The organism is Pseudomonas sp. PSKL.D1 (assembly GCF_028898945.1).
In the GTDB taxonomy this organism is placed as follows: Bacteria; Pseudomonadota; Gammaproteobacteria; order Pseudomonadales; family Pseudomonadaceae; genus Aquipseudomonas.
The window spans coordinates 3,666,111-3,692,643 of sequence record NZ_CP118607.1 but is presented as its reverse complement, the minus strand read 5'-3'; the positions used below and the strand labels follow the sequence as shown (position 1 = coordinate 3,692,643).

The 26,533-nt window shown below is 62.6% G+C and carries 28 protein-coding genes; 8 read left to right on the top strand and 20 right to left on the bottom strand.

Annotated elements, in window-relative coordinates; all coding sequences use genetic code 11:
• Window positions 1-10: 10 nt before the first annotated feature.
• From PVV54_RS16355 to PVV54_RS16335, 5 genes are all read right to left on the bottom strand, one after another.
• Complete coding sequence (locus PVV54_RS16355; RefSeq protein WP_274906259.1) at window positions 11-1,492, bottom strand: aldehyde dehydrogenase; 1,482 nt, start codon at window positions 1,490-1,492, stop codon at window positions 11-13.
• Window positions 1,489-2,322, bottom strand: a complete 834-nt coding sequence (locus PVV54_RS16350) for an alpha/beta fold hydrolase (RefSeq protein ID WP_274906258.1) — start codon at window positions 2,320-2,322, stop codon at window positions 1,489-1,491. The genes PVV54_RS16355 and PVV54_RS16350 overlap by 4 nt, the downstream gene beginning before the upstream one ends.
• A 65-nt stretch (window positions 2,323-2,387) precedes the next feature.
• Entirely contained in the window at window positions 2,388-2,984 is a 597-nt protein-coding gene (locus PVV54_RS16345) for an amino acid synthesis family protein (protein WP_060478410.1), read from the bottom strand.
• A 331-nt stretch (window positions 2,985-3,315) separates the two neighbouring features.
• On the bottom strand, window positions 3,316-4,359 hold the full coding sequence (locus PVV54_RS16340; protein ID WP_274906257.1) for an LLM class flavin-dependent oxidoreductase: 1,044 nt from the start codon (window positions 4,357-4,359) through the stop codon (window positions 3,316-3,318).
• Window positions 4,360-4,425: 66 nt separating this feature from the next.
• The gene (locus PVV54_RS16335; protein ID WP_274906256.1) at window positions 4,426-4,911 is read right to left on the bottom strand and encodes a flavin reductase family protein; all 486 of its coding nucleotides are present in this window, start codon (window positions 4,909-4,911) and stop codon (window positions 4,426-4,428) included.
• 318 nt (window positions 4,912-5,229) lie between these two features.
• Between PVV54_RS16335 and PVV54_RS16330 the strand changes: the two genes are divergently transcribed.
• On the top strand, window positions 5,230-6,633 hold the full coding sequence (locus PVV54_RS16330) for a purine-cytosine permease family protein (protein WP_274906255.1): 1,404 nt from the start codon (window positions 5,230-5,232) through the stop codon (window positions 6,631-6,633).
• A 106-nt stretch (window positions 6,634-6,739) separates the two neighbouring features.
• On the opposite strand, the gene PVV54_RS16325 is transcribed toward PVV54_RS16330, so the two are convergent.
• Both PVV54_RS16325 and PVV54_RS16320 read right to left on the bottom strand, forming a co-directional pair.
• Window positions 6,740-8,350, bottom strand: a complete 1,611-nt coding sequence (locus tag PVV54_RS16325; RefSeq protein ID WP_446731470.1) for a methyl-accepting chemotaxis protein — start codon at window positions 8,348-8,350, stop codon at window positions 6,740-6,742.
• 245 nt (window positions 8,351-8,595) lie between these two features.
• The gene (locus PVV54_RS16320; RefSeq protein WP_274906253.1) at window positions 8,596-9,792 is read right to left on the bottom strand and encodes an NAD(P)/FAD-dependent oxidoreductase; all 1,197 of its coding nucleotides are present in this window, start codon (window positions 9,790-9,792) and stop codon (window positions 8,596-8,598) included.
• A gap of 195 nt (window positions 9,793-9,987) precedes the next feature.
• Between PVV54_RS16320 and PVV54_RS16315 the strand changes: the two genes are divergently transcribed.
• The gene (locus PVV54_RS16315; protein ID WP_274906252.1) at window positions 9,988-10,530 is read left to right on the top strand and encodes an RrF2 family transcriptional regulator; all 543 of its coding nucleotides are present in this window, start codon (window positions 9,988-9,990) and stop codon (window positions 10,528-10,530) included.
• 54 nt (window positions 10,531-10,584) lie between these two features.
• Here PVV54_RS16315 and PVV54_RS16310 read toward each other — a convergent pair whose 3' ends face one another.
• Both PVV54_RS16310 and argC read right to left on the bottom strand, forming a co-directional pair.
• Window positions 10,585-11,271 (bottom strand): GNAT family N-acetyltransferase, encoded by a 687-nt coding sequence (locus PVV54_RS16310; RefSeq protein WP_274906251.1) that lies wholly within the window; start codon window positions 11,269-11,271, stop codon window positions 10,585-10,587.
• A gap of 65 nt (window positions 11,272-11,336) precedes the next feature.
• The gene (gene argC, locus PVV54_RS16305) at window positions 11,337-12,278 is read right to left on the bottom strand and encodes an N-acetyl-gamma-glutamyl-phosphate reductase (protein WP_274906250.1); all 942 of its coding nucleotides are present in this window, start codon (window positions 12,276-12,278) and stop codon (window positions 11,337-11,339) included.
• A 121-nt stretch (window positions 12,279-12,399) separates the two neighbouring features.
• On the opposite strand from argC, the gene PVV54_RS16300 reads away from it, so the two are divergent.
• Entirely contained in the window at window positions 12,400-13,281 is an 882-nt protein-coding gene (locus tag PVV54_RS16300; protein WP_274906249.1) for a LysR family transcriptional regulator, read from the top strand.
• Here PVV54_RS16300 and PVV54_RS16295 read toward each other — a convergent pair whose 3' ends face one another.
• Together PVV54_RS16295 and PVV54_RS16290 are read right to left on the bottom strand one after the other, a co-directional pair.
• Entirely contained in the window at window positions 13,282-13,488 is a 207-nt protein-coding gene (locus PVV54_RS16295; protein ID WP_274906248.1) for a tautomerase family protein, read from the bottom strand.
• An 18-nt stretch (window positions 13,489-13,506) separates the two neighbouring features.
• Window positions 13,507-14,241, bottom strand: a complete 735-nt coding sequence (locus tag PVV54_RS16290; protein ID WP_274906247.1) for an SDR family NAD(P)-dependent oxidoreductase — start codon at window positions 14,239-14,241, stop codon at window positions 13,507-13,509.
• 123 nt (window positions 14,242-14,364) lie between these two features.
• Between PVV54_RS16290 and PVV54_RS16285 the strand changes: the two genes are divergently transcribed.
• From PVV54_RS16285 to PVV54_RS16275, 3 genes are all read left to right on the top strand, one after another.
• Window positions 14,365-15,285, top strand: coding sequence for a LysR family transcriptional regulator (locus tag PVV54_RS16285; RefSeq protein ID WP_274906246.1), 921 nt, complete (start codon window positions 14,365-14,367; stop codon window positions 15,283-15,285).
• A gap of 82 nt (window positions 15,286-15,367) precedes the next feature.
• Window positions 15,368-15,631, top strand: a complete 264-nt coding sequence (locus PVV54_RS16280) for a hypothetical protein (protein ID WP_274906245.1) — start codon at window positions 15,368-15,370, stop codon at window positions 15,629-15,631.
• Between the two features lie 141 nt (window positions 15,632-15,772).
• Entirely contained in the window at window positions 15,773-16,465 is a 693-nt protein-coding gene (locus PVV54_RS16275; RefSeq protein WP_274906244.1) for an MOSC domain-containing protein, read from the top strand.
• A 1-nt stretch (window position 16,466) separates the two neighbouring features.
• Here PVV54_RS16275 and PVV54_RS16270 read toward each other — a convergent pair whose 3' ends face one another.
• The 9 genes from PVV54_RS16270 to PVV54_RS16230 form a co-directional block, all read right to left on the bottom strand.
• Window positions 16,467-17,117 (bottom strand): TIGR04211 family SH3 domain-containing protein, encoded by a 651-nt coding sequence (locus PVV54_RS16270; RefSeq protein WP_274906243.1) that lies wholly within the window; start codon window positions 17,115-17,117, stop codon window positions 16,467-16,469.
• A 335-nt stretch (window positions 17,118-17,452) separates the two neighbouring features.
• Window positions 17,453-17,680 carry a hypothetical protein gene (locus PVV54_RS16265; RefSeq protein WP_274906242.1) on the bottom strand — a complete coding sequence of 76 codons (228 nt, stop codon included), beginning with the start codon at window positions 17,678-17,680 and terminating at the stop codon, window positions 17,453-17,455.
• A gap of 39 nt (window positions 17,681-17,719) precedes the next feature.
• Complete coding sequence (locus PVV54_RS16260; protein ID WP_274906241.1) at window positions 17,720-18,553, bottom strand: AraC family transcriptional regulator; 834 nt, start codon at window positions 18,551-18,553, stop codon at window positions 17,720-17,722.
• The gene (locus PVV54_RS16255; RefSeq protein WP_274906240.1) at window positions 18,550-18,864 is read right to left on the bottom strand and encodes an AzlD domain-containing protein; all 315 of its coding nucleotides are present in this window, start codon (window positions 18,862-18,864) and stop codon (window positions 18,550-18,552) included. Before PVV54_RS16255 ends, PVV54_RS16260 begins: the two co-directional genes overlap by 4 nt.
• Window positions 18,861-19,562: an AzlC family ABC transporter permease gene (locus tag PVV54_RS16250; protein WP_274906239.1), complete on the bottom strand. Its 702-nt coding sequence runs from the start codon at window positions 19,560-19,562 to the stop codon at window positions 18,861-18,863. The genes PVV54_RS16255 and PVV54_RS16250 overlap by 4 nt, the downstream gene beginning before the upstream one ends.
• Window positions 19,563-19,654: 92 nt before the next feature.
• Window positions 19,655-20,344, bottom strand: a complete 690-nt coding sequence (locus PVV54_RS16245; protein ID WP_274906238.1) for a sel1 repeat family protein — start codon at window positions 20,342-20,344, stop codon at window positions 19,655-19,657.
• A gap of 144 nt (window positions 20,345-20,488) precedes the next feature.
• Window positions 20,489-21,577 (bottom strand): hypothetical protein, encoded by a 1,089-nt coding sequence (locus tag PVV54_RS16240; protein ID WP_274906237.1) that lies wholly within the window; start codon window positions 21,575-21,577, stop codon window positions 20,489-20,491.
• Window positions 21,578-21,601: 24 nt separating this feature from the next.
• Window positions 21,602-22,228, bottom strand: a complete 627-nt coding sequence (locus tag PVV54_RS16235) for a LysE family translocator (RefSeq protein WP_274906236.1) — start codon at window positions 22,226-22,228, stop codon at window positions 21,602-21,604.
• Between the two features lie 2 nt (window positions 22,229-22,230).
• On the bottom strand, window positions 22,231-23,013 hold the full coding sequence (locus tag PVV54_RS16230) for a YqcI/YcgG family protein (RefSeq protein WP_274906235.1): 783 nt from the start codon (window positions 23,011-23,013) through the stop codon (window positions 22,231-22,233).
• A gap of 160 nt (window positions 23,014-23,173) precedes the next feature.
• Here PVV54_RS16230 and PVV54_RS16225 point away from each other — a divergent pair, with 160 nt between their 5' ends.
• Both PVV54_RS16225 and PVV54_RS16220 read left to right on the top strand, forming a co-directional pair.
• A complete protein-coding gene (locus PVV54_RS16225) occupies window positions 23,174-24,094 on the top strand; it encodes a LysR substrate-binding domain-containing protein (protein ID WP_274906234.1) in 921 nt (306 codons plus the stop codon).
• Window positions 24,095-24,136: 42 nt separating this feature from the next.
• Window positions 24,137-26,497 carry a DNA polymerase II gene (locus PVV54_RS16220; protein ID WP_274906233.1) on the top strand — a complete coding sequence of 787 codons (2,361 nt, stop codon included), beginning with the start codon at window positions 24,137-24,139 and terminating at the stop codon, window positions 26,495-26,497.
• Window positions 26,498-26,533 lie beyond the last annotated feature (36 nt).

Here is a 26,533-nt window from a genome sequence, read left to right as displayed (position 1 = left end):
GTGTTACCTCTCAGCGCATCACGAACGGGTCGGGCATCGGCGCGGTGGACAGGTTGATCCACACGGTCTTCAGCTCGGTATAGGCCAGCACCGAATCGATGCCGCTCTCGCGGCCATAGCCGCTGTTCTTGAAGCCACCGATCGGCGCCATGGCCGACACGGCGCGGTAGGTGTTGACCCAGATGATGCCGGAGCGCACGTCGCGGGCCAGGCGGTGGGCACGGCCCAGGTCGCGGGTCCAGATGCCGGCAGCCAGGCCGAACTGCGAGTCGTTGGCGATGGCCAGGGCTTCGTCTTCGGTCTTGAAGCGGATCACCGCGGCGACCGGGCCAAACACTTCTTCCTGCATGATGGTCATCGAGTTGCTGTCGCATTCGAACAGCGTCGGCTCGTAGAACCAGCCTTCACCTTCAACCTCGGCACGCTTGCCGCCCATGTGCAGCTTGGCACCTTCAGCCTTGGCAGCAGCCACCAGGCCTTCGACCACGGCCAGTTGCTGCGCGGTGGCCATCGGGCCCATTTCGCTGGCGTCATCTTGCGGGTTACCGATGCGGATGCGCTTGGCACGGGCAATCAGGCGTTCGACGAATTCGTCGAAGATCTCGTCCTGGACCAGCAGGCGCGAGCCGGCCACGCAGCTTTGCCCGGAGGCGGCATAAATGCCGGCCACGGCGCCGTTGATGGCGCTGTCCAGATCGGCGTCGGCGAAGATGATGTTCGGCGACTTGCCACCCAGCTCCAGCGACAGCTTGGCGAAGTTCTCGGCGCTGCTGCGCACCACATGGCGGGCAGTGGCGGCGCCGCCGGTGAAGGCGATCTTGCGCACCAGCGGGTGGCGGGTCAGCGCCGCGCCGGTGCTCGGGCCAAAGCCTGTGACCACGTTGACCACACCGGCCGGGAAGCCAGCTTCCAGGGCCAGGCGGGCCAGCTCAAGAATGGTTGCCGAGGCATGCTCGGACGGCTTGAGCACGATGGTGTTGCCAGCCGCCAGTGCAGGTGCCAGCTTGATGGCGGTGAGGTACAGCGGGCTGTTCCACGGGATGATCCCGGCCACCACGCCGATGGGCTCGTGCACGGTGTAGGCGAACAGGTCGGGCTTGTCCAGCGGCAGGGTGCCGCCTTCGAGCTTGTCGGCCAGGCCCGCGGTGTAGTGGAAGAATTCTGGCAAGTAGCCCACCTGGCCACGGGTCTCGCGGATCAGCTTGCCGTTGTCGCGGCTTTCGAGCTGGGCCAGGTGTTCCTTGTTGTCGGCGATCAGGTCACCGAGGCGGCGCAGCAGCTTGCCCCGGGCAGTGGCGGTCAGGCCGCGCCATGCCTTGCTGTCGAAGGCGCGCTGGGCCGCCTGTACGGCCAGTTCGACATCGGCCTCATCGGCGTCGGGCAGTTGCGCCCAGGCCTTGGCGGTGGCCGGGTCGAGGCTGTCGAAGGTCTTGCCGCTCTGGGCATCGCGCCATTGGCCGTCGATGCACATCTGGAAACGAACGAGGGTCATGCAACAATCCCCTTGGCGGATTCGGTGAGGGTGCGGGCGTGCGCGAGAAAGTCCAGCAGCATTTTGTTGACTTCGCGCGGTGCTTCTACCGGCATCATATGCCGTTGCTCGGCCAGCACCACGCATTGCGCGCCAGGGATGCTGGCAGCGAGTTGGCGGGTCATGGCCGGGGTGGATCCGGCGTCGAGTTCGCCAGTGGCGATCAGCGTCGGCACCTGGATGCTGCCCAGGTCACCGGCGCGGTACATGTCCTGGGTGGCGAACAGGGCATACGTGGTGTGGTAGCCCTGCGGGTCGTTACCGGCCAGCACTTGGCGAATCGCGGCGACCTGCGCCGGGTTGGCAGCTTTGTATTCACGGCTGAACCAGCGATCGAGCGCGGCGTCGACGTTGGCGTCGGGGCCGAGCTGGGCTGCCTGGGCGGCACGGGCAATCACGCCTGCGCTTTGCTCCGGTGTGCGGTTGAACACGCTGTTGAGCACCACCAGTGCGGCAAGGCGCTGCGGGTAATGCAGGGCAAACGCGCGTGCCACAAGGCCACCCATGGAGAAGCCGATCACGGTGGCTTGCGGGATTTGCAGGTGGTCGAGCAGTTCGGCGAGCTGGGCGGCGTAGCCTTCCAGGCCGATGTCGGCAGCGGGCAGGGCGCTCTGGCCGTGGCCGAGCATGTCGTAGGCGATGACGCGGTAGTCGTTGGCCAGGCCCACGAACTGCCCGCCCCACATTTCCTTGTTCAGGCCCACGCCGTGGATCAGTACCACAGGTTGGCCCTGGCCTTGGTCCAGGTAGCTGGTACCGGCCGGTGTACGTTCAGCGACAGGCTGAATCATGGAGGGCGCTCCTTGAAGGTCGGGCGTGGCGCTTGCACGCAACGCCCCGGCCCGTCTGGTTGTTGTTATTGAGCGTTGGCTTTTTCGGCAGCCAGTTCTTCCAGGTCGATGTAGCGGTTACCGATGCGTGGGTGCAGGCGGCCACCGTCTGCGGCGCCCAGCACTACCACGATTTCGTCGGCACGCGGGGCGTCTTCGATCTGCATTTCCAGGGTGATGTAGTGCGAGCGCAGGCCTTCGTCGTCCTTCTGCATCATCGGGATCTGGATCGAAGTGCCCGGGCCACCGCGCTTGTTGGTGAAGCTCAGGTAGCTCTTGGCCTTGACTGCTTCGCGGTAGTGGTTACCGAAGCGCAGGGTGTGGATCACGGCGGAGGCGTGTTCGATTTCACCGTCGGCGCCGACCACGGCCGCCTTGCCATAGGCTTCGATCTTGTCGGCACCGCCGATGGCGGCGGTCAGGCGCTCGACCATCAGTGCGCCCAGCTCGGAGCAGTTGGCGCGGATTTCCGGCTTCAGATCTTCAACGAAACCGCGACCGGCCCACGGGTTCTTGATCACCACGGCCAGGCCGACCATGGTCACCGGCTTGTCGGTGGCCTTGCCGCCTTCGATGCGGGTCTCTTCGGAGTAGGTGACGATCTTGCGGATTTCGAAACTCATGGGTGGCTCCTGGTGAGGGTTATCAGCTCTTGTTGTCTGATGGTATACCATAATATTTGTTGTGCAAGAGGGGGGTGGAAAATTCTCTTGCGGGGGGACGAAAGGTTGATAGGGCGCCGCGTTGCGGCACATCGCGGCTGAAGCCGCTCCTACAGGCATGGCACGTTGCAAAAAATGTAGGAGCGGCTTCAGCCGCGATGCGGCGCAACGCGGCGCTCGATTTCATCGGCGCCGCAAATCTTCCGACGCGCCAAAAAAACGCCCGCTCACGGGGGGAATGCAGGCCCCCCGGGAGCGGGCTCATCCCGCAACGATTTCAGGCAATGGGAATTCAGGTAAACGCCGGTACCACTTCCTTGATAAACAGCTCAAGCGACTTCTTCTTCTCGGCATGCGGCAAGCTGTTGTCACACCAGAAGCTGAACTCGTCGACGCCCAGTTCCTGGTAGTACTTGATGCGCGCGATGATTTCTTCAGGCGTGCCGATCATGGTGTTCTTGCGGATGTTGTCCAGGGCAAATGCCGGCACCTCGGCAAACTTCGACTCGGGGCTTGGCGCCAGGAAGCCGTTGACCGGCGTGGTCTTGTTGCCGAACCAGGCATCAAAGGTGCGGTAGAAGCGCGAGATGGCTTCGGCGCCTACCTTCCAGCCTTCCGGCTCGGCCGGGCTGTGCACGTGGGTGTGGCGCAGCACCATCAGTTGCGGGCGCGGCACGTCCGGGTTGTTGTCTAGCGCCGCCTGGAATTTGTTCTTCAGGTCCAGCACTTCCTCATCACCCTTCATCAATGGGGTGACCATCACGTTGCAGCCGTTCTTGACCGCAAAATTGTGCGAGTCGGGGTCACGGGCAGCGATCCACATTGGAGGCATGCCTTGCTGTACCGGCTTGGGCACGCTGGTGGAAGTCGGGAATTTGTAGACTTCACCTTCATGGGCGTAGTCGCCTTCCCACAGCTTGCGCACCGCCGGGACCATTTCCCGCAGCGCCTTGCCACCGTCGGTGGCCGGCATGCCGTTGGCCATGCGGTCGAATTCGAACTGGTAGGCGCCACGGGCCAGGCCTACCTCCATGCGCCCGTTGCTGATCACATCCAGCAGGGCGCATTCGCCGGCCACGCGGATCGGGTTCCAGAACGGCGCGATGATGGTCCCGGCACCCAGGCGGATTTTGTCGGTGCGGGCAGCCAGGTAGGCCAGCAGCGGCATCGGGCTGGGCGAAATGGTGTATTCCATGGCGTGGTGTTCGCCGATCCACACGGTGCTGAAACCGCCGTTTTCGGCCATCAGGGTCAGTTCGGTCAGGTCTTCGAACAGCTGGCGGTGGCTGACCTGTTCATCCCAACGTTCCATGTGCACGAACAACGAAAATTTCATGGGGCTTTCCTCGGAGCTTGAAAGTCTCGCCTGGTGCGCCAGGCGTCAGTAATTAGGCGGGGCGCGTCAGGCGAAGGCGGGCAGGCTGGCCATCTTGCCGCGGCAATAAACCATCGGGCGGGGCGCTTCTTGCGGCACGATCAGGTTGTGCACCTTGCCGACCATGATGGCGTGGTCGCCACCTTCATACTCGCGCCACAGTTCGCATTCGATCACGGCGGTGGCACCGGCCAGGATCGGATTACCCAGTTCGCTCAGCGTCCACTCGATGCCAGCGGCCTTGTCCTTGCCTTTTTTGGCAAAGGCGTAGGCTTCGGCTTGTTGTTCACCCGAGAGCAGGTGAATGGCAAAGCGTTTGTTCTTGATCAATACAGGATAGGAGTCGGAGCTGTAGTTGGGGCAGAACAGCACCAGCGGCGGGTCCATCGACAAAGAAGAGAAAGCACTGGCAGTGAGGCCGACGATCGAGCCGTCGTCGTCCAGGGTAGTGATGACCGTGACGCCGGACGGGAAGGAGCCCAGGACGTTCTTGTAGACGGTTGCGTCGATCATGGCGTGTACCTCGAAGGGGCTGCGGTGGGCCGCGGTTTTTATCGTTGATGTGTCTGATGGTATACCGTAATACTCGATTTGCAAGTGGAATTTTGCAAAGCCCCAAATTCACGATGAATGGCTAAAAGCCGCGTGATCATTGGCTTAGAGCAAAGTCCGGCGAGCAGACGTGGGTTGCTGAACCGGATCAGTTACGAATTTTCAGGGCGCATCAGTGTTGTCAAAAGTTTGGAATACCATAATATGGTCCGCAGCTGAGAGGCCGCCTTGATGCGGTTTCCTTACAAAGATAAAAACGACCTTTCGAGCTGAAATCCTATGTCCCAACCGTCGTCGCAACACCAGTTTGTCGAGAACCACACGGTCGATTACGTTCCGCCTGCCGAGCGCCATGGGAAGGCGCGCGACCTGTTCACCCTCTGGTTCAGCACCAACATCGCGCCACTGCCCATCGTCACCGGCGCCATGGTGGTCCAGGTGTTCAACCTGAACCTGTTGTGGGGGTTGATTGCCATCGTTCTGGGGCATCTGCTGGGGGGCGTGGTCATCGCCCTGGCCTCTGCGCAGGGCCCGCAGTTGGGCATTCCACAAATGGTGCAAAGTCGTGGCCAGTTCGGCCGCTATGGCGCCTTGCTGATCGTGTTCTTCACCGCGCTGATCTACGTCGGCTTCTTCATTTCCAACATCGTGCTGGCGGGCAAGTCGATCCATGGCATCGCCCCGAGCGTGCCAATGCCCACGGCGATCATCATCGGCGCTCTGAGCGCCACGGCCATCGGCGTTATCGGCTACCGCTTCATTCATACCCTGAACCGCATCGGTACTTGGGTCATGGGTTCGGCCTTGCTGGCGGGGTTCATCATGATGTTCGCCCAGGACCTGCCGGCCGACTTCTTCAGCCGAGGCGCATTCAACCTTTCGGGCTTCATCGCCACCGTGTCGCTGGGCACCATCTGGCAGATCAGCTTCTCGCCGTACACTTCCGACTATTCGCGCTACCTGCCCAAGGAAGTCGGCATTGCCAAGCCGTTCTGGGCCACGTATTTCGGCGCCACGCTGGGCACCATCCTGTGCTTCAGCTTTGGTGCGGTGGCGGTGCTGTGCGTGCCGGCCGGTACTGACGCGATGGATGCGGTCAAGCAGGCCACCGGCTGGCTGGGCCCGATCCTGATGGTGCTGTTCCTGCTCAACATCATCAGCCACAACGCGCTCAACCTGTATGGTGCGGTGCTGTCTATCGTGACCGCCATCCAGACCTTCGTTGCCCAGTGGACCCCGAGCATCAAGGTGCGGGTCATGCTGGCGTCAGTGATTTTGCTGGGATGCGGGATGGTAGCGCTGAATGCCTCGGCGGACTTCATCGGCCACTTCATCGGCCTGATCCTGGCGTTGTTGCTGGTGCTGGTGCCGTGGGCGTCGATCAACCTGATCGACTTCTACCTGATCAAGAAGGGGCAGTACGACATCGCCTCGATCTTCCGCGCGGATGGCGGCATTTACGGGCGCTTCAACCACCACGCGATCATTGCCTATGCGTGCGGGATTCTGGTGCAGTTGCCGTTTGCCAATACGTCGCTATATGTGGGGCCGTATTCGAACATTGTCGAAGGGGCAGACTTGTCGTGGTTGTTCGGGTTGATCGTGACCGTGCCGCTTTATTATTGCCTGGCTACCCGCGGCAAGGCGCAGGAGGTGGTGCGGGGTTTGGGGGTTAATGATTGAGGTAGCCGGGGCTGCTTTGCAGCCCATCGCGGATGAGTCCGCTCCTACAAAGGCCGAGTAGGAGCGGAGTCATCCGCGATGGGCCGCAAAGCGGCCCCGTTCCACTTCAGACTTTAAATTGTGCCACCATCCCGTTCAGATCCACCGCCAACCGCGACAAATCCTGCGCCGCCGCACTGGTCTGGTTGGCCCCCGCCGATGTCTGCATCGCCAGGTCGCGAATGTTCACCAGGTTGCGGTCCACCTCCCGCGCCACCTGCGCCTGCTGTTCCGATGCGCTGGCAATCACCAGGTTGCGCTGGTTGATCGAGGCAATGGCCTCGGCAATCACTTCCAGTGCCTGCCCGGCGCCCTGCGCGACTTCCAGCGTTCCGGTCGCACGCCCTTGGCTGCTGTGCATGGCGGTTACCGCACGTTCGGTGCCGCCCTGGATACCGGCAATCATCTGTTCGATTTCTGCCGTCGACTGCTGGGTACGGTGGGCGAGGGCGCGTACCTCGTCCGCCACCACGGCAAACCCGCGGCCTGCCTCGCCGGCCCGTGCCGCTTCAATGGCGGCGTTAAGCGCCAACAGGTTGGTCTGCCCGGCAATTGCGCCGATCACATCGAGCACGCGGCTGATCTCGTTGGCGTTGCTGGCCAACTGCTCGATTTCGGCCGACGTGCCGGTAACGTCTTCGACCAGGTGCTGGATCGACGCCAGTGCCTGGTTAACCTGGTCACGTCCATCGCGCGTGGTACGGTCCGCGCCCTTGGAGGCATCGGCGGTGCTCACCGCGTTGTTGGCGACTTCTTCCACGGCGGCAGTCATCTGGTTGACGGCGGTGGCGGCCTGGTCGATTTCCGCGCTCTGCTGGTGCAGGCCGCGGCTGGTGTCTTCGGTGACTGTATGCAGTTCTTCGGAGGCCGAGGCCAATTGGTCGGACGAAGCTGCAATCTTGCGGATCGTGTCGCGCAGGCTGGCCTGCATACGGCCCAAGGCACGCAGTAGCAGGGCAGGCTCGTCGCGCCCGGCCACCTGAATGTCCTGAGTCAGGTCGCCGGTGGCAACGCGCTCGGCCACGGTCACTGCATCGGCCAGCGGTACCACGATGCTGCGGGTGAGCACCGTGGCAATCGCCACCAGCGCCAGCATGATGACCAGCAACGAGGCAATGACGGCCGTGAATGCCTCATCGGCCACATCGCTGCTGCGCTGCGAGGCCTGCTCGGCGCCGTTGCTGTTGTAAGTGATCAATGCCGCCATGGCTTTCATCATGGTGTCGGCGTACAGGGTCAGCGGGCCGCTGATCTGCTGTTTGGCCTCGGCCATTCGCCCCGCGGCTATGTTCTGCAGCACATCCACTTGCAGGTTGAGGTATTGCTGGTGGGCGGCGTTGAAGGCGGTGAACAGCGCGCGGTCATCCGCAGCAATGATGGTTGCTTCGTAATCCTTGAGGCCGCTTTTGAGTTGTTCGTTGATGCCTTTGAGCAACTCGATATTACGGAGGCGTTCAGCGGGGTCGTCGTCCAGTGCTGCCCGCAGGGTGACAGCGCGGGCGCGGCCCAGGTTGGTGCTGACCTCGCTCAGGGCGACCACGGCTGGCATCCAGGTGACCCGGATTTCATCGGTGGCTTCGTCCATTTGGCGGGTTTCGTACAGTGCGATCAGGCCCATGAACAGGACCAGGGTGCCTAACAGGGCGAATACGCTGGCAGCGCGAATGCCGATCTTCATATTCCGTAACTGCATGGAATGCTCCTTGACGGTGGCGTGCAGGCGTCAAGAGCATGGACGGGAGGCCGGGTCACGGATTTGTGCCAGGCCCTCGATGCGCTGCGGTTTTAGTGTGTTCCTCACCCTTTTGAATGTTTTTTGATTTGAATGATGCCATATGGCCATCAATATTGACCAGTCATTCAATGAAAAGACAAAACCCAACAAATCCGTCATTTGTTGACGGATTTGTCAGGATTTAGCCGTTAAACGATCGCGATCTGCGGGTCGGCAGCGGCCAGTGCCAAGGCGCGATCAGCTGCTGGCGGGTAGATCCACACCGAGTTGATCTGGCGCTTCAGGTTTTTGCCCTCCTGGCCGTGCAGTTTCAATTCGCGCTCCCAGCCTTCGCTATAGGCGGCACCCCATTCACCCAAGTCCAGGCAGGTGACGTACTTGGGCTGGCGGTACACCACAGGCGCTATGCCCAGCAGGTCTGCCATTGCGTTGTTGCCGCTGTGGCGGCCCATCGGGATGGCGTGCTGGCAGGTCATCAGGGCATGGTTGCCGATTTCGTCGACTGCGGCCCAAGCGGTGTCACCGGTGGCATAAATGTGCTCCTGGCCCACTACCTTGAGGTGGTCGTCGACCTTCAGGCGGCCGAAGTTGTCGCGCTCACCGGCAATCTGTGCAGTCAGCGGGCTGGCCTTGACGCCCACGGTCCAGATAACCGTCTTGCTGGCGATGTACTCGCCATTGTCGAGGGTAACGCCCCCGGCATCGACTGCCACCACGCAGGTGCTGGTCAACCACTCGACGCCCGCCTGTTCGGAAGCGGCGACTATCGACGGTGTAATGCCCGCGCCCAGCGCCGCACCAATGCTGGCGCCACGGTCGACCAGCAGCACCCGCACATCGTTACCCAGGATGGCGCGCAGCCTTACGGGCATTTCGGTGGCGGTTTCGATGCCGGTGAAGCCGCCACCGCATACCACCACGGTATTGCGGGCAGGGGAGGCGGGCAGGGCGGCCAGGCCGACCAAGTGTTGCTCCAGGCGTACTGCCGACTCCATCTGGTCGACATCGAAAGTGTGTTCGGCAAGGCCTGGCACGGCAGGGCGTGCTACCTGGCTGCCGGCGGCGAGGATCAGGCGGTCATAACCGATCTGTTGCTGCTGGCCGTTGCTGTCGGTGTAGCCGACGCTGCGGGCGCTGGCGTCGATCGCCTCGACATTACCACTGATGAAATGCACGCCAACGGCTTCGAACAGTTCACCAACGGGAGCTTTCAAGGTATGCGCGTCAGCTTCGTAGAAGCGTGGGCGGATGCGCAGTTCAGCCTGCGGGGCCAGCACGCTGATGCTCAGGTCGTCACGTTGCGCCTGGTCCAGCAGGCGTGCGGCGCTCAAGGCGCTCCAGACACCGGCAAAGCCGGCACCGATGATCAGAATGTTCGATTTCATGAGGATGCTCCGCAGGGAAAAGGGGCTTCGAGGGATTGTGTGTGCCTCTCGAATAACTACGACTGTATTGATCGTAGTTATTCCTTGCAAGCTTTTTCTCCGTTTAGCGTTTCTCCCCGACGAAATGCTGAATTGCGTTTTGTCAGTCGACTGGATTAGGCGTACTATTTGCGACAAAGCTAGTCGGAGATATTTATGTCGCTCTACAGTGCCGGTGTCGAATACGGCATCCATTGCCTGCTGTATCTGGTGGATGAACGGGGTGATACCCGTGACTCCAGCGTGCGCGACCTTGCAGAGCTGCAGGGCGTGCCACAGGAGTACCTGGCCAAGGTCTTCACCAAGCTGGCGCGGGCCAAACTGGTGGTGGCGACCGAAGGCGTGCGGGGTGGTTTCCGCCTGGCGCGGCCGTCGGATGAAATCACCGTGCTGGACATCGTCAACGCCATCGACGGCCCGAAGAAGATCTTCGATTGCCGCGAAATTCGTGGCCGCTGCACATTGTTCGAAGGCTCACCGCCGGGTTGGGCGACCGAGGGCACCTGTGCGATTCACGCCGTGATGCTGGGGGCGCAGAAGCGCATGGAAGAAGCCTTGGCGCAGCAAACCATTCTGGACCTGGCGCGACGCTTCGGGCGCAAGGCTCCCTCCGAATTCGGGCAGAAGGTCAATGACTGGATGTGTGAGCGACGGGATGGGAAGGGGGGTGGGGAGATCGCGGTCAGTCAGCTGGAATGAAGCTGTGGCCCTAAGGCGGGCAAAGGCAGGCTTGCCCCGCCACGGGCCATTCGCTCAATGGACTGTCTTGCGCTGCTTCACACAGTCCTTTGCCTGTACCGCCAATTCATCCAGCCACTCATCGCGCTGCGATTCAGCTTCAACCATCGCTTCTTCCCCCTGCTGATTGAGCAGGTAGGTGTGAATTTGATGGATTTCGGTGGTTTGATAAATGGGCGCAATGTCCACGCGCCCTATCAGCGCCCCGCTGGCCTGCCCGGTGCTGCTCATCAGCACTTGCGGCCCACTGGTTGCCACTGCCTGCATACCCATGGCCTCAAACCACGGCACCTGGCTGGCAAAGGCGCTCAGTTCGACGCTGCTGTAACGCGTCTGCGCATCGGCCAGTAGCGCGCGGGCAATGCCCTGGCGCCGATGGCTGGGCAGCACGGCCAGAAATGCCACGGCGCAGGCCAGGGGGTTGTCCTGCGCAGGAAGCGTCAGGGCAAAACCCAGCAACTGGTCGGGCGCGTGCGCATCCAGTGCGAGCGTAAGTTCCACCGCCAACCCGCGGGTGCCGTCCAGGGCTTGCAGGTACTGATGAACCTCCATGCCCACCCCGTATTGATACAGCGGGTACAAGGGGTTGTCTGCGCGGATGGCGACACTGCTCAGCGTGCTGACGTGATGAATCACCAGTTCACGGATCTGGTTCTGGAAGGACTCGGGCGGCACGCTGTCGAGGCGGCTCAGGATGAACATCAGTGGACGGGCTCCGGCTGCTATAAATGCACCCCGTGCCGGGTTGGCGCGGGGTGCACAGTTTATCAGCCTTGTGCCTGCAGTGCCGCGAGCATCAGGTCGAGGTTCTGCACTGCCGCGCCAGATGCACCTTTACCCAGGTTGTCGAAAATGGCCGTCAACAGCACCTGACCATGTTCAGCGTTGGCATACAGCGCCAGGCGCAGGTCGTTGCTGTCGTTCAGCACTTCCGGGTTCAAGGGCGTGGCCGGGCCTTGGTGATGCAGTGGCATCACCTGCACGTGCCGTGCACCTTGATAGTGCTGCTCAAGGCAGGCCTGCAACTGCTCCGCACTGACGCGGCCAGGCAACAGGCACAGCTGCAGCGGGATGCTCAGGACGATACCCTGCCGATAGGCGGCATAACCGGGCAGGAACATCGGCCGAGCCGACAAACCGGCATGTTGCTGGATCTCGGGTACGTGCTTGTGCGCCAGTTCCAGGCCATACAGTTGCAGGGTGGGCGCTTGTACCATGCCTGGCGACTCATGCCGTTCGACAGCGGCACGGCCACCGCCGGAATAGCCCGAAATGGCATGGATGCTCAGCGGATAGTCGGCAGGGACAAGGCCGGCCTTGACCAGCGGACGCAGCAGGGCGATGGCACCGGTTGGGTAGCAACCGGGGTTGCTCACACGCTTGGCCCGGGCGATGTGTTCGGCCTGATGTTCGTCGAGTTCTGGCAGGCCGTATACCCAGCCCGGTGCCGTGCGGTGTGCCGAACTGGCATCAATGACCCGCACAGCCGGGTTGTGGATGGCGGCCACCGCCTCACGGGCAGCATCGTCGGGCAGGCAGAGCAGGGCGATGTCGGCGCTGTTGATCGCCTCGCGCCGGCGCTGCGGGTTTTTGCGTTCGTGTTCTGGCAGCGTCAGCAGACGCAGATCGTCACGCCCTTGCAGGCGGGCGTGGATTTGCAGGCCAGTAGTGCCTTGGTCGCCATCGATGAATACAACAGGGGTGTGCATGGGCAGGGTCCGGTCGTGGGGGATAACCTATGGTCCGTCGCAAGCGAGATAAAGAAAATTTGAATTTCATGATCGGCATGTTCATATTTCATGAACTTGAATCAACGCACGGCTCCACTTCATGCGGGAAATCAGCCTCGACCGCCTGCGCACGCTTGTCCTCATCGCTGACCACGGCTCCTTCGCCGAAGCCGCCCGGCAACTCAACCTCGCGCCGCCCACCATCAGCCTCCACGTGGCGGAGCTTGAGGCCCGGGTCGGAGCGCCACTGCTGACTCGCAACCGCAATCAGATCCGCCCCACGGCCATCGGCGAAACCTTGCTGGCCCGGGCCCGCCGCCTGTTAGCCGATGCGGACCTGGCGCTGGACGAGGTGCGACGGCAAGTCGAAGGGTTGACCGGCCGCGTTCGCCTGGGCGCTTCGACCGGTGCCATCGCCCACCTGCTGCCCAAGGCGCTGGAGCAGTTGCGCCTGGCGCACCCGGGCATCGATGTGCAGGTGCAGGTGCTGACCTCCCAGGCTTCACTGGCGCGGTTACGCGAGGGCAGCCTGGACATTGGCCTGGTGGCGTTGCCGACGCTGGCTGGCAAGGGCGTCAAGGTCACACCTTGGCGGCGCGACCCGATCCTTGCCTATGTGCCGGCCGACTGGCAGCCTCCGGCCAGTGTCACCCCGCAATGGCTGGGGCAGAGGGCGTTGATTCTCAACGACAGCAGCACGCAATTGTCGCGGGTGACCGGCGACTGGTTCGCGGCCGCGGGCCTGTTCCCGGAGCCGCGAATCGAGCTGAACTATAACGACGCGATCAAGAGCCTGGTTGGCGCGGGCTATGGCGCGACGCTGCTACCGCAGGAGGGCGAAGCCGAGCCACTGGATCGGCGTATCGCCCGCCGGCCATTGCTGCCCGGGTTGTGGCGGCAATTGGGTATTGCCTGCCGTGAGGGCGCGGTGGAGCGTGCCACCAGCCATGTGCTTGCTGCACTGGAGCAACTGCGGCAATAGTCAGCCCTGCTCGCGCTGCCTCAACCTCGTCACCGTTTCCCCGCCGACTCCCCAATTGTCGGTGGGCACTTCCTCTATAACCACGAAGGTGCTTGCCGGCGGCTTGCCCAGCACCTGTTCGAGCATGCGTGTGGTGCCCTCGATCAGCATGCGCTTGTGTTCGGCAGTAACGCCCTCATTGGTGACGCGAATATGAACGTACGGCATGTCCGGTACTCCTCGTGATCAATGCCAGGTGCCGGCAGTGCTGCCACCGTCCACCGGCAGTATGGTGCCGCTGACAAAGCGGGCATCGGCAAGGTACAGCACCGCGTCGACCACATCCTTGGGCGAGCCGGTGCGGCCGCTGGGGGACAGTGCGCCCATGCCTTCGACAGCGCCGCTGTGCAGCGGGGTGTCGATGATCCCGGGCGCCACAGCGTTCACCTGCACACCGCTGGCCGCCAGTTCCAGGGCCAACGCTTTCACCGCCTGGTTCAGGCCACCTTTGACCAGTACCGGCAGCAAGGCGGGCACGCGGGTGTCTGGCTGCAGGGCGATTGACGCAGTAATGGCGATGATCTGGCCGTGCCCTTGCGCGGCCATGATCCGTGCTGCTGCCTGGGAGGGGTAGAAGAAGCCCTTGAGGTTGGTGCCGACCAGCGCATCGACGTCGGCTTCGGTGTATTCGCCAACCGGTTTGGGGATGAAGATTCCGGCGTTGTTGATCAGGATATCCACGCCACCAAATGCCTCGCGGGCAGCGGCAAGCAGCCGGTGCGCGGTCGCCGCCTCGGCAATGTCACCCGCCACACCGATAAAGCGCCGGGTTTGGCCCAGGCGCACGCCAGCCTCGTCCAGGCGGTCCTGGCTGCGGGCGTTGCCGACTACATTGTCGCCGCGCCCAAGGAAGGCCTCGGCGAGTGCGAAGCCCAGGCCGCTGGAGGCCCCGGTGATGATGACTGTTCTTGGTTTGTTCATGGTCGCATGCTCCAGTGGATGAGCCGTCGGCTCGATGTGGGGCCACTGTAAAATGCAACCTGTGCTTGAAAAATGAGGCGCATGGCATTTCAATCGATACATCGTGTAATCAATAGAGCCACCATGACCCGCCACTTCGATGACCTTCAACTCGGCAGCCTGGAATTGTTTTGCCTGGCGGCAGACCATGGCAGTTTTACGGCTGCCGCCAGCGAGGCGGGGGTTACCCCAGCGGCGGTCAGCCGTAGCGTGGCGCGCCTGGAAGAGCGCCTGGGCGTAAGGTTGTTCGTGCGCACCACGCGGCAGATGCGCCTGTCCGATGCCGGTGTGGCGTATTACCAGCAGTGTCGGCAGGCACTGGGCCAACTGGTCGAAGCGGAGCGTCAGGTTACGGGCGGGCAAGCGCTACCCAGCGGCCGGTTGCGCATCAGTGCACCCACACCCTACGCCCACCATCGGCTGTTGCCGCTGCTGCCGGGCTTTCGTCAGCGTTACCCGCAGGTGCAGGTGGACGTTCATGTGAGCAATCGCAATGTCGATTTCGCAGAGGAACATTTTGACCTCGCCATTCGTGGCCGCGAGCCGGATGATTCGCGCCTGGTTGCCCGTCGGCTGGAAGATGCCGAACTGGTCGTGGTAGCCACGCCAGGCTACCTGGCACGCATGGGTACACCCCAGGCGCCGGAAGACCTCACCCGGCACGAGTGTATCCAGTTCGAACTGGCCAGCAGTGGCCGGCGGCCGCGCTGGAGCTTTTGCCGGGATGGCCGCGAGTTCGAAGTGCAAACCCAGGGCAGTGTGACGTGCCTGGGCGACTTCCTGGCCACGGCGACGCTGGTGCGCCATGGCGGCGGTGTGATGCAGGCCTACCGCTTCACCGTGGCGGATGCGCTGGCTACTGGCGAACTGGTCGAGGTGCTGGGCGACTACGGCGGTACGTCGCGCCCGTTCATGCTCATCTACCCGCAAGCCCGGCACATGCCGTTGCGGGTGCGGGTTTTCATCGATTACCTGTTCACCGAGCGTGCACGCCTTTCGCGCTGAAGGCTGCGGCCAACTATGCTTTTTTGTTGCGTCGAGCCGAAAGCTTCTCGATGAACATTCCGATTTCCCAGGAGAACGATTCATGAAATCCATGACACTGCTGGTGATTGCTTCCGTGTTGAGTTTTGCAGCGCATGCGGACCCAGAAAGTAACTGTGCGGCCAAGATCAAGGAGCTGGAAGACATCCAGAAAACCGACGGCCAGGCAATTCATGGCGGCATGGCTCATGACTACCATGAGCTGCTCAAGCAGGCCAAGGAAGGGCAAGCGTCGGGCGACATGGTCAAGTGCCAGGCTTCGGCTGATCGGGCCAAGACCATCTACAACAAAGCCCGCGGCAAGTAACCGCCCCTGCAGGAGCGGCTTCAGCCGCGATCACCGGCAAAGCCGGTGCCACGCGTCGCCGCTCCTGCTGGCATGACACTCCGGCACATTCCCACAACCTCGTGTAGTCTGCCCCTTCAAGTCGCCACGAGGTCCTTTACCATGCCCCAGGCCAACCCCATTCTCGACCACTTGCTCACAGGCACCGCCCAACCCTTCACCCGCCCAGGCTCGCGTAGCGCCATTGCCAAACACCCGCAGCCCGGCCCCCGCCAAGTCACCGTTTTGGGTATCGAAGGCGACGAACAGGGCGACCTGCGTGTGCACGGTGGCATCGAAAAGGCCATCCACCATTACCCCCGTGAACATTACAAGGCGTGGGCTGAAGAGCTGGGCGAACACGCGTTGCTAAGCCAGCCGGGCGCTTTTGGCGAAAACTTCAGTACCTTGGGTTGGTGTGAGCAGGATATCTGCCTGGGCGACCGCATCCGCGTGGGCACGGCGTTGCTTGAAGTGTCCCAGGGCCGCATGCCCTGCTGGAAGCTCAACGACCGCTTCAACGTGGCGAACATGTCGCTGCGGGTTCAGCAAAGCGGCCGCACGGGCTGGTACTACCGGGTGCTGGAGCCAGGCGTGGCGCAGGCGGGTGATACCCTACAGGTGGTCGAGCGCCAGTTTGCGGCCTGGTCGGTCGCGCGCTTGTCGTCCGTGCTGTTCGACAAGCGTCTGGAGCCAGAATTACTCAGTGAGTGCCTGGCCCTGCCGCTGGTCCCGTCGTGGCGCAAAACCCTGGAGCGCCGCCTGGAGCAGCGCCAGGTCGAAGACTGGAACAAACGCCTGCAGGGCGAGCCATGAATCAGAACCAGCGGTCGTTCTTTTTACGCCCGCGGGTCAGCGACGGCAGGATCAAGCCCGCCAGCAGGCCCGCGCCGGCGATGCTGCCGCCATACACCATGTAGCGCATCATCACCTGTTTGTTCTCATCGCCCAGGCGTGCCTGGGTGTCTCGCAGGGTTGACTGGCTCTGGTCAAGCTGTTCGTTCAGGGCCGTGTTACGTGCTTCCAGTTCGTCGATCAGTTTTTTACGCGAATCCAGCGTTTCCTGCATGCCTTGCACGCGAGTCTTCCAGCTGTCGTCAATGGTCTTGAGTTGCCCGGACAATTCAGCCACTTGGGCGTCCAGTTGCGGCAGGCGCTCGGTCTGGCCGGGAACCGACTGCAAGTCGTTGGACAGGATCCACACCACGTCGCCGCTCTGCCCGCGTACCTGGCTGTAATTGCCCTGGGTGCCGAGCAGGGTCAGTTTCTGCCCGGATTTGAGTGTGCCGACGATACGGTGACCATCGGTCGGGCCACTGCGCACATACGTACTCAGGCTGTCACTGACCCACCGCGCATCACTGGCCGGCTCTTCGGCATGCACGGGGGCGGCGAGGGCCACCAGGGCGGCGATCAGGCTGCCGCGCAGGGCAGACAGGGCGAGGGAGGCTGGGCGGGATTCGGGCATGTTGGGTCTTCGCTGCAACAGTAAAAGTAGGCCCGGTGACTGGGGCCGGCGAACCGGTCGGTAAACTGACCGTCAGCCAAAGACCGCATTTTTGTAAGCAGGTTCACTACCTGATATCGGAATTGTCTGCAGAATGTTGCAAAAGAGTGGAAGCTGAGGCTCGGCATTCCGGCTTTGTCGTGGATCAATCCGCTCCTGCAAGCTGGCGCGAAGCGGGCAACCATGGCCTGGCAGGCATGGCCACGTTGCAACAAATGTGGGAGCGGCTTTAGCCGCGATGCGCCGCGCGGGCGGCGCTCGATCTCACAGGCGCTGAAAAATCCAAGGCGAACCCCTCAGCTACGAAACTTCGGCAAAGGCCTGTCCAGCGTCAGCGAGGTCAACGTCTTGCGTACCTGAGCTTCGTCGGCCTCCAGGGCCTTGAGGCTGGCGCGGATCTTACCGGCGGCGGGCACATCGCCCTGGCGGTCAATCCAGTCGGCGATCTCCTTGCAGGCACTGCTCAGGCAGGCCTGACGCTGGCTCATCAGCGACAGGAGGGTGGTGAGCTCTCGTTCGGACATGGCAGGTTCCTCCGGTTAGCTCTGTCAGTGTAGCAGCGGTTACAGGGGCAAGCAGGCGTTGCGATACGTCCCCGGCGTTACCCCGTACGCCTGCTTGAACTGGCGGCTCAAATGGCTCTGGTCGGCAAACCCCAGCGCAAACGCCACTTCCGAAGCCGCCATGCCGCGCTTGAGAAATTCACGTGCTCGCGCCAGCCGGCGCTGCTTGAGCCAGGCGTGCGGCGGCAAGCCAGTGGCCTGGCGGAACACCCGGGCAAAGTGAAAGGGCGACAAGTTGACTGCCGCCGCAAGTGCCTCAAGCGACGGTGGGTCTGCCAGCTGGCACTCCAGCAATTCGCGGGCGCGGGCCACTGCCAGCGGTTCATTGCCGGGCGAGGCGGGTGTTGGGCAATGGCCATGGCGCTGCACCAGTGCCAGCACGGCGTGGCGCCAGGCCGTCTGCTGCTCCAGCGCGCTCGCGCCCGATTCGGACAACTGATGCAACTGGCTGAATGCCACGGAAAGTGTCGGGTCGTGGATGACGCTGTCACGAAAGTGCGGCATGCCATGGCGCCCCAGCTCCAGCTCGTCCAGCACCCCGGTGACGCGCGCATGCTCCGGGTAGAAGCCACGATAGCGCCAACCCGCCTCATGGGCGGTCGCACCCGTGTGCAGTTCGTCCGGGTTGATCAAGACCATGCTGCCCACCGGCGCCAGATGCTCACTGCCACGGTGCCAAAAACGCTGCGCGCCTGATTCGATCACCGTGAACACATAGCCTTCATGCACGTGAGGGGCAAAACGCTGTTGCACATACTGCGCGTGCAGCATCTCCACATCGCCCAGGGCGGGCGCCTGCCAGAGGTGGGTCTGTTCGCGCAGGGGCGTGCTCATGGCAGCCAGCTGCGCAAGATAAAGAAGATCAACATGCTCGCCAGCATGCTCAGCAATACGCTGCGGGTCAACAGCACCAGGCCAACGGCCACCAGCGCGCCCAGCAGGTAGGGGTTGAGCGGGCTCAGGTCAAGCTGGTGGCCGGGCAGAAAGATGATCGGCCCGCAAATCGCGGTGAGCATGCCGGGCACGGCAAAGCCCAGGAACTGTCGCGCGTTGGAACTCAGGCGCAGGGGCAGGCGAGGTTCGAGAAAAGCATATCGATTGAGGAACACCACGGCGCCCATGGCGAAAATCAGGACCCAGGTCATGCGCGGCCTCCGGAAAATTTCTGACAGACAAAACCGGCGGCCATCCCCAGCAGGCCGGCGGCTACCAATGCGGTTTCCCAGTGCCAGTAACTGAACAGCACCGAGCAGAACAGCGACACTGCCACGCACACCACCGTGGCCAGGTTGCGCACCAGCGGCGCAATCAGCGCAACGAAGGTGGCAACGATGGAAAAGTCCAGGCCCAACTGGTCCAGGTGCGGAATATTCTGGCCCAGGACGATGCCGGCCAGGGTGAACAGGTTCCATGCCACATAGAACGTCAGGCCCACACCCAAGGCGTACCAGCGGTTGAATTGCTGCTGGTCGTAGTGGCTGGTCAAGGCAAAGAATTCATCGGTCAGCAGAAAGCCCAGGCCAAGGCGCCAGCGCACGGGCTGGTTGGACAGCACCGGGCGCATGGACAGGCCGTACAGCAGGTGCTGAGAGGTCAACAGCAGCGTGGTAAGCAGGATCGACACCAGGTTGGCGCCACCCTTGAGCATGCCGATCGCCACCAGCTGCGCGGCGCCGGCAAAAACGATCGCCGACAGCCCCTGGCCCTCCCAAGGGCTGAGGTTGGCTTCTATGGCCATGGACCCGGCCAGCAGGCCCCATGGGGCGACCGCCAGGGAAAGCGGGAGGATGGCGATGGCGCCGTGAAGGAAGGCTTGGCGGGCAACGGGAGGGTTGCTGTGCATGATGGCTGCGTCGTGTCTGTACGGTTGAGCAGCATGCCAGAGGGGAGTATGACTGGCTTGAACGATCTTGCTGGTTTGCGACCCCGTGGTGTTCAGCGTTGGCTGGTCAGCCGCTGCTGGGCGGCAACGCAACCGTTGATTTCCACGGCCTTTTGCAGCAAAACCTGCCGGTGTTGAGGGTCGAGATTACCCAGCAACTGGTAGACCTCGGCCTGATAGTCACGCTGGCGGCCCCACTGCATTTCCAGGCCCTGTGGCTGGCTGCGGCTGCAGGCCAGCCGTGTGGCCGGTTGCGGGTAATACGCGGCGTAGAGGGTGGCCATGCTCGGGATTGCCTCAAGCGCTTCGCGGTAGGCTGGGCTGGCGTTGAACGGGGCACACCAGGTGGCGATGGCCGTGGCTGGCGGGGCGAACCCTTGCTTGAGGCTGGCTTCCAGCAAGGGGCAGGCCGCTTCGGAAATCTGCGCGGCGGGCAGGTAGGTGGTGTAGTACAACGCCAGCCGGTACTGGGCGACCGGGTGGCCCAGCTCCACGGACTTTTTCAACAAGGCCACGGCGGTCGGCAACGTGCGGGCCATGGCTTGCCCCTGGCGGGTCAGTTCCGGGTCATCGCCCGCTGAAGTGCGCAGCGTGCTCATTGTGTCGTCCTGGCTGTCGGCTTGTTCCAGCAAGGGCAGTGCCTGGCGGTACAGCAAGTCGGCATGGGGGTCGATACGCACGTCGAGCGCATGCGCGGCAACGGGCACCCAGGCAATCAGCAGTGCAGGCACGACACGGCTCACGAACGCACCTTGCAATCAGGGCGCACCAGGTACGGGTGAACGGCTGGGGTGATCATGGCAGGTGCGTGTACGCCTCGGGCGAATCAGAACGACGCCGTATTCTAGCCAAGCAGGGTGGTTTACCGAAAGGCCAATGCGCAACTGTCAGACGAGCTTGATGGGCGTGACCTTGCGCTGGGCGTGTTTTTCCTGGGCCAGGCCCAGTTTGGCGGTGATCACCTTGGCGAGGGCATTATTGCCCAGGTCGTTCAAATGCAGGCGGTCGATGAACAGGTCGGCACCGAACACCGGCGAGCTGCTGAGCATGCTGTTCATGTCATAGCAGGGTACCGGGTCGGCCTTGCTTTTGATGCGCCTGAAGAAGGCTGGATGCAATTCGGCATCGAAGGCACCTTGCAGCAGCCGGTCGAAGTTGCTGGGTTGTTGCGCCAGTGCATTGAGCATCGTCTGTTCGCCACTGGGCAGCGTTTCGCGGCACCAAGGCAACAGCGGTTGCAGGATGAAGGTCAGGGTGGCGTGGCTGCCAGCCAGCATGCGGTCCCACTGGCACAGCGTACGGCCGATGCTGTCGGCGGCGCGTGCCAGGCGTTTGTCCGGCGCCGACAGGCACCAGTCAGGCTCAGGGGCCGGGCGGCGTGGCGCCAGTGCCTGCCCCACGCGCTGCCATAGCGACGCCCGGCGTACCGGCCCGCCAGGCGGCATGCCTTCATTGAAACTGTTGAGATACTGTTGATGGGCGCTGGCCAGCTGCGCGGCTTGCGGGCCAAGCAGCACTTCGCCCAGGGCCTCGTGGGCCAAGGTATTCAGGCCGCTCAGCAACACCACGTGGCCGACTTCGCCAAGCCGATGCTGATGGGTGAGAAACAACAGCAGTTCCTGGCTGGCATTAAGCCCGCAGCCGGCCAGGCTCAACCACACTTCGCCGGTCAGCATCGACAGGTGCGACGCAACGGTGTGCTCATCGCTGCTGGCGCCGATGCCCAGTGCGGTTGAACCGCCGACCAGCAAGTTGACCCGCGCCGAGCCGCCTCGCTCGGCTGCCGAAAAGCGTTTGCCGGCACAGTGGCTGTAGCGCAGGCCGAGTGCATCGGTGTTGATGGTGCCGGAACGGTAGCCGCATTCGTGCACATGCAGAGTGTGCGGCGCGCGCCGGCTGCCCAGTTGCAGAAAGCGTTGGTAATCCTGCGGCAAGGAGAGTCCTGGGGCGTGTACGGCGGCGTCGAACGCGGTCATGGGCGCTTCTCCGGTAGCAGGGCTTCAGCCCGCCAGTTCCTTGATGTTGTAGGCCAGGCCGCCCACTGCAATCAACAGCAAGGCAATGCCGGAGGCGAGCGAAATCAGGCGGTTGCTGCGTTGCGAAGCAATTTTGCCGATGGCGAAGATGTACAGGCTGAGCACGGCGAAGTCGATCAGCACCCACAGCAGCGACAACACCACCATGCTCTTGCCGAACGACTCGGTGATCTGGATGAACTGCGGGAAGAAGGCAATGAAGAAGATGATGTCCTTCGGGTTGGAAATGCCGACCATGAAACCTTGCCACAGGCCGCCGCGCGCAGCTTTTGGCGCTTGCTCATCAGCGTCGGCGGCAGGTGCCTGCAGGCAGTCCCTCAGGGTGCCCACGGCGATGTAGCCGATGAACAGGCAGCCCAGCAGGCTCATGGTGCTGAGCCACATCTTGTCGATGGCTGCGCTGGTGAGGATCACCCAGGCTGCCGCACCGATCAGCACCAGTGACGCCCAGTTGGTGCCGACGGCGGTGAACATGGCCTTGCGCGAGCCAGAGGCGGCGGCGGTGTTGACGATCAGTGCCACTACCGGGCCGGGCGTGGCAATCAGCAGCAGGACGGTTAGGGCATAGGTTGCAGTCAGTGCGGTATTCACGGTCAGTTCTCGATCTGTTTGTCCGGTGATGCGTGGGCATGGGCATGAAAGGGGCAGCGCGAGGGGTTGAGCGAGCCTGCTTCCTGCAGTTGGTATTGCTTCCATTCAAAATTGTCGTCCTGGCCAAAAAAGCCCAGGCTGTCTGGCATGACGCCGTCGTTATAGTGGTGCACCCGTTCGCGGATACGTGCGCGAATACGCTGGCCACTTTCGGTATTGGCATTTGCCACTTCGTCGAAGTTTTCCCGCGGGTTGATGACGAAGGTGATGTGCGGGCCCAGGTTGCGGCTTTTCATCTGCTGGTGGCCGGGGAAGTTCATATTGATGAACAGCGGCATGCCGGCGTAGCAGAACGACCAGCCGCTGTCGTCCGGGTTGGTGGGGATGGCCTGTGGCCAGGGGTGCGGGTCCCGGGCATGCACGCCGCGCAGTACCTTCCAGGCCAAGGCCTGCTGTTCGGCAAGCGTGGCGTCGGGTGGTGTTTGCAAAAACACCACCAACGGGCTGCCGATGCGCTGTTTAACCGGAATGGGGGCAATGTGGCGCACATATTCGGCCAGGCCCTGGGCGATGTCATCTGCCAGTTGTTCAGCCCGCGCAAACAGAATATGGCAGGTTTCACCGGCAACCGCCTTGCGCCCGAACAGGCATGGGAACTCGGGGTTGGCAAGGATGCTGCGAAAGTGCTGAACGGTTTTGTACGTCCAGTGGTGTGTATTCCGGACATGTTCAGTGGCCAGCTCTAGCGCGTCCAGGCGATAGCAATTTCCATAACCCGTAAACATGATTTCCCCAGGCGTTGTAAGTCACAAAAGTTTCGCGAAACATGCAGGCAGGTTATTGATATATCTTTGTTATTAACCGCATTTTCCGAGACGAACTTCACGTTGTAAAACGCGTGGAACTATGACCTACTATTAGTCTCACTCATGCTTTGGGGGCACCATGTCGGAACGGATTCAGGCTTTGCACGCGTTGCGTGCCTTCGAGGTTGCCTCGCGCTACGGGTCATTCACCCGGGCGGCCGAAGAGCTGGCCCTGACCCAAGGCGCGGTCAGCCATCACATCAAGACCCTCGAGACCATGTTCGGTTGCGACCTGTTCGAGCGCCGCGGCCCCAAGCTGAGCCTTACCGAACACGGCCGGTTGCTGGCCCAGGAACTCAAAGTCGGCTTCAAGATCATCGAGAACGCCTGCGCACTGTTGCGCCAGGACCGTTATGGCTTACGCCTGAAAGCACCGTCGACGCTGACCGTACGCTGGCTGCTGCGGGCGCTGGACGGGTTCAAGAAAGTCGACGACAACTGCAGCGTGCAACTGTCCAGTGTGTGGATGGACATCGACACCGTGGACTTCTATTCCGAGCCCTATGACTGCGCCATCCTGCTGGCGAATGGCCGTTTTCCGGCCGATGTGGAGAGCTTCAAGCTGTTTGACGAGTGGCTGATCCCGGTGTGTGCGCCTGGCTATATTGCACGGCCTCAACCGGAGCTCGCCGACTTGCGCCAGTGCGAAATCCTGCACCCGTCGCCGGACCGCCGCGACTGGCGCCGCTGGCTGGCACGCATGGACGCGCTGGACATCAGCATCGACCAGGGCCAGGTCTTCGACACGCTGGACCAAGGTATTTCGGCTGCTCAGCAGGGCCTTGGCATTTCGGTGGTCGACCTGGTACTGGCCAGTGCCGACCTGGCTGCCGGGCGCCTGAGCACACCGTTCAAGTACGCCGTGTCCACTGGAGACGGGTACTACATGACTTGGCTCAAAGCCAGCCCGAAGGCGCGGCAAATGCACAAACTGCGTGATTTTTTGCTGAGCCAGGTGCCACCGCTGGGGCACAAGGACATCGACTACCTGTACGGCTGATGTGGCACTATTGACCCTATTCGATGTATCGAGGACAACGCAGTGGAGTTGCAGCAGGGCTTTGTCCTGACCCGGCATTGGCATGACACGCCGCAAGGCACCTGCGTGGAGTTCTGGCTGGCCACCGACCATGGCCCGCAACGCGTGCGTCTGGCGCCTCAGGAGTCGGTGGCGTTCCTGCCACAGGCTCACGGCGAAAAGGCGCGCCAGCTGTTGGCCGGTGAAACCGGCGTTCACCTCAAGCCACTTCGCCTGCGCGACTTCGAGCACCGCCCGGTGCTCGGCCTGTACACCCGCCAGCACCGCCAGTTGATGCAGCTTGAGCAACGTTTGCGCAACGCGGGCATTGACGTGTTCGAAGCGGACATTCGCCCGCCCGAGCGTTACCTGATGGAGCGCTTCATCACCGCCCCGGTACAATTCACCGGCACCCCGGATGCCCAGGGTGTGTACTGTGATGCCCAACTCAAGCCTGCGCCGGGCTACCGTCCCCCCTTGCGGCTGGTATCGCTGGACATCGAAACCACTGAGCGGGGCGAGCTGTACAGCATTGCCCTGGAGGGCTGTGGCCAGCGGCAGGTGTACATGCTGGGGCCGGCCAATGGCGCCGCCGCCGAGGTGGATTTTGACCTGCAGTACTGCGATGACCGTGCGGCCTTGCTGGTCTGCCTCAACCAGTGGATGGCCCGCCACGACCCGGATGCCATCATTGGCTGGAACCTCGTGCAATTCGACCTGCGCCTGCTGCATGAGCATGCCAAGCGGCTGCAGGTGCCACTGAACCTGGGCCGCAACGGCGAGCCCATGACTCTGCGCGCCCACGCCAACGGCGGCCACGTGTTCGCCGATGCGCCGGGCCGCCTGCTGATTGACGGCATCGAGGCGTTGCGCTCCGCCACCTGGAGCTTTCCGTCCTTCAGCCTTGAGAGTGTTGCCCAAACCCTGCTGGGTGAAGGCAAGGCCATCGACACACCGTACCAGCGCATGGACGAGATCAACCGCATGTTCGCCGAGGACAAACCCTCGCTTGCGCGCTACAACCTCAAAGACTGCGAACTGGTCACGCGCATCTTTGCCCACACGCGGCTGCTGGAGTTTCTGCTGGAGCGCGCCTCGGTCACCGGCTTGGCGGTAGACCGCAGTGGTGGTTCGGTGGCAGCGTTCTGCCACCTGTACATGCCGCACATGCATCGCCTGGGCTTTGTCGCACCCAACCTCGGTAGCCGGCCGGACGAGGCCAGCCCCGGTGGTTTCGTGATGGACTCGCGCCCAGGGCTGTATGACTCGGTACTGGTTCTGGATTACAAAAGCCTGTACCCGTCGATCATCCGCACATTTCTGATTGACCCGGTAGGCTTGGTCGAGGGTTTGCGACAGCCTGACGATGCCCATTCGGTAGAAGGCTTTCGTGGCGGGCGCTTCTCGCGCAGCCAGCATTGCCTGCCCGCCATCGTCGAGCGCGTGTGGCAGGGCAGGGAAGCCGCCAAACGTGACGGCAACAGCGCGTTGTCACAGGCGTTGAAAATCATCATGAACGCGTTCTATGGGGTACTGGGCTCCAGCGGTTGCCGCTTCTTCGACCCGCGTCTGGCCTCGTCGATCACCATGCGCGGGCACCAGATCATGCGCCAGACCCGCGCGCTGATCGAAGCGCGTGGCTATGACGTGATCTACGGCGATACCGACTCCACGTTCGTTTGGCTCAAAGGCGCCCATGATGAAGAAACTGCCGCCCGCATCGGCCGTACGCTGGTGGCCGAAGTGAACCATTGGTGGCGCGAGCACCTGCGCGACACCCTGGGCCTGGAATGCGCGTTGGAGTTGCAGTACGAGGTGCATTACCAGCGCTTCCTGATGCCGACCATCCGCGGCACCGACGAAGGCAGCAAGAAACGCTACGCCGGCCTGGTAGAACGCGCCGACGGCACGCAGGACATGGTTTTCAAAGGCCTCGAATCGGTGCGCACCGACTGGTCACCGCTAGCCCGGCAGTTTCAGCAGGAATTGTACGGCCGGGTGTTTCGTGGCGAACCGTATCAGGACTATGTACGCGAGTATGTGCGGCGCACCCTGGCGGGTGAGCAGGATGAGTTGCTGGTGTACCGCAAGCGCCTGCGTCGCCCACTGGCCGACTATCAGCGCAACGTGCCGCCCCATGTGCGCGCCGCGCGTCTGGCCGATGAGTTCAACCGCCACCTGGGCCGCCCGTTGCAATACCAGCGTGGAGGCTGGATCAGCTACGTCATCACCACGGCCGGCCCTCAACCGTTGGAGAACCTGCAGGCACAGGTGGATTACCAGCACTACCTGAGCCGTCAGTTGCAACCGGTGGCCGATGCCATTCTGCCTTTCGTCCACGACGATTTCACCCGCCTGACCGATCAACAGTTACTGCTGTTCTGAATGGGTGCTAGATAGCTATCTCCAGGTGATGCCTTG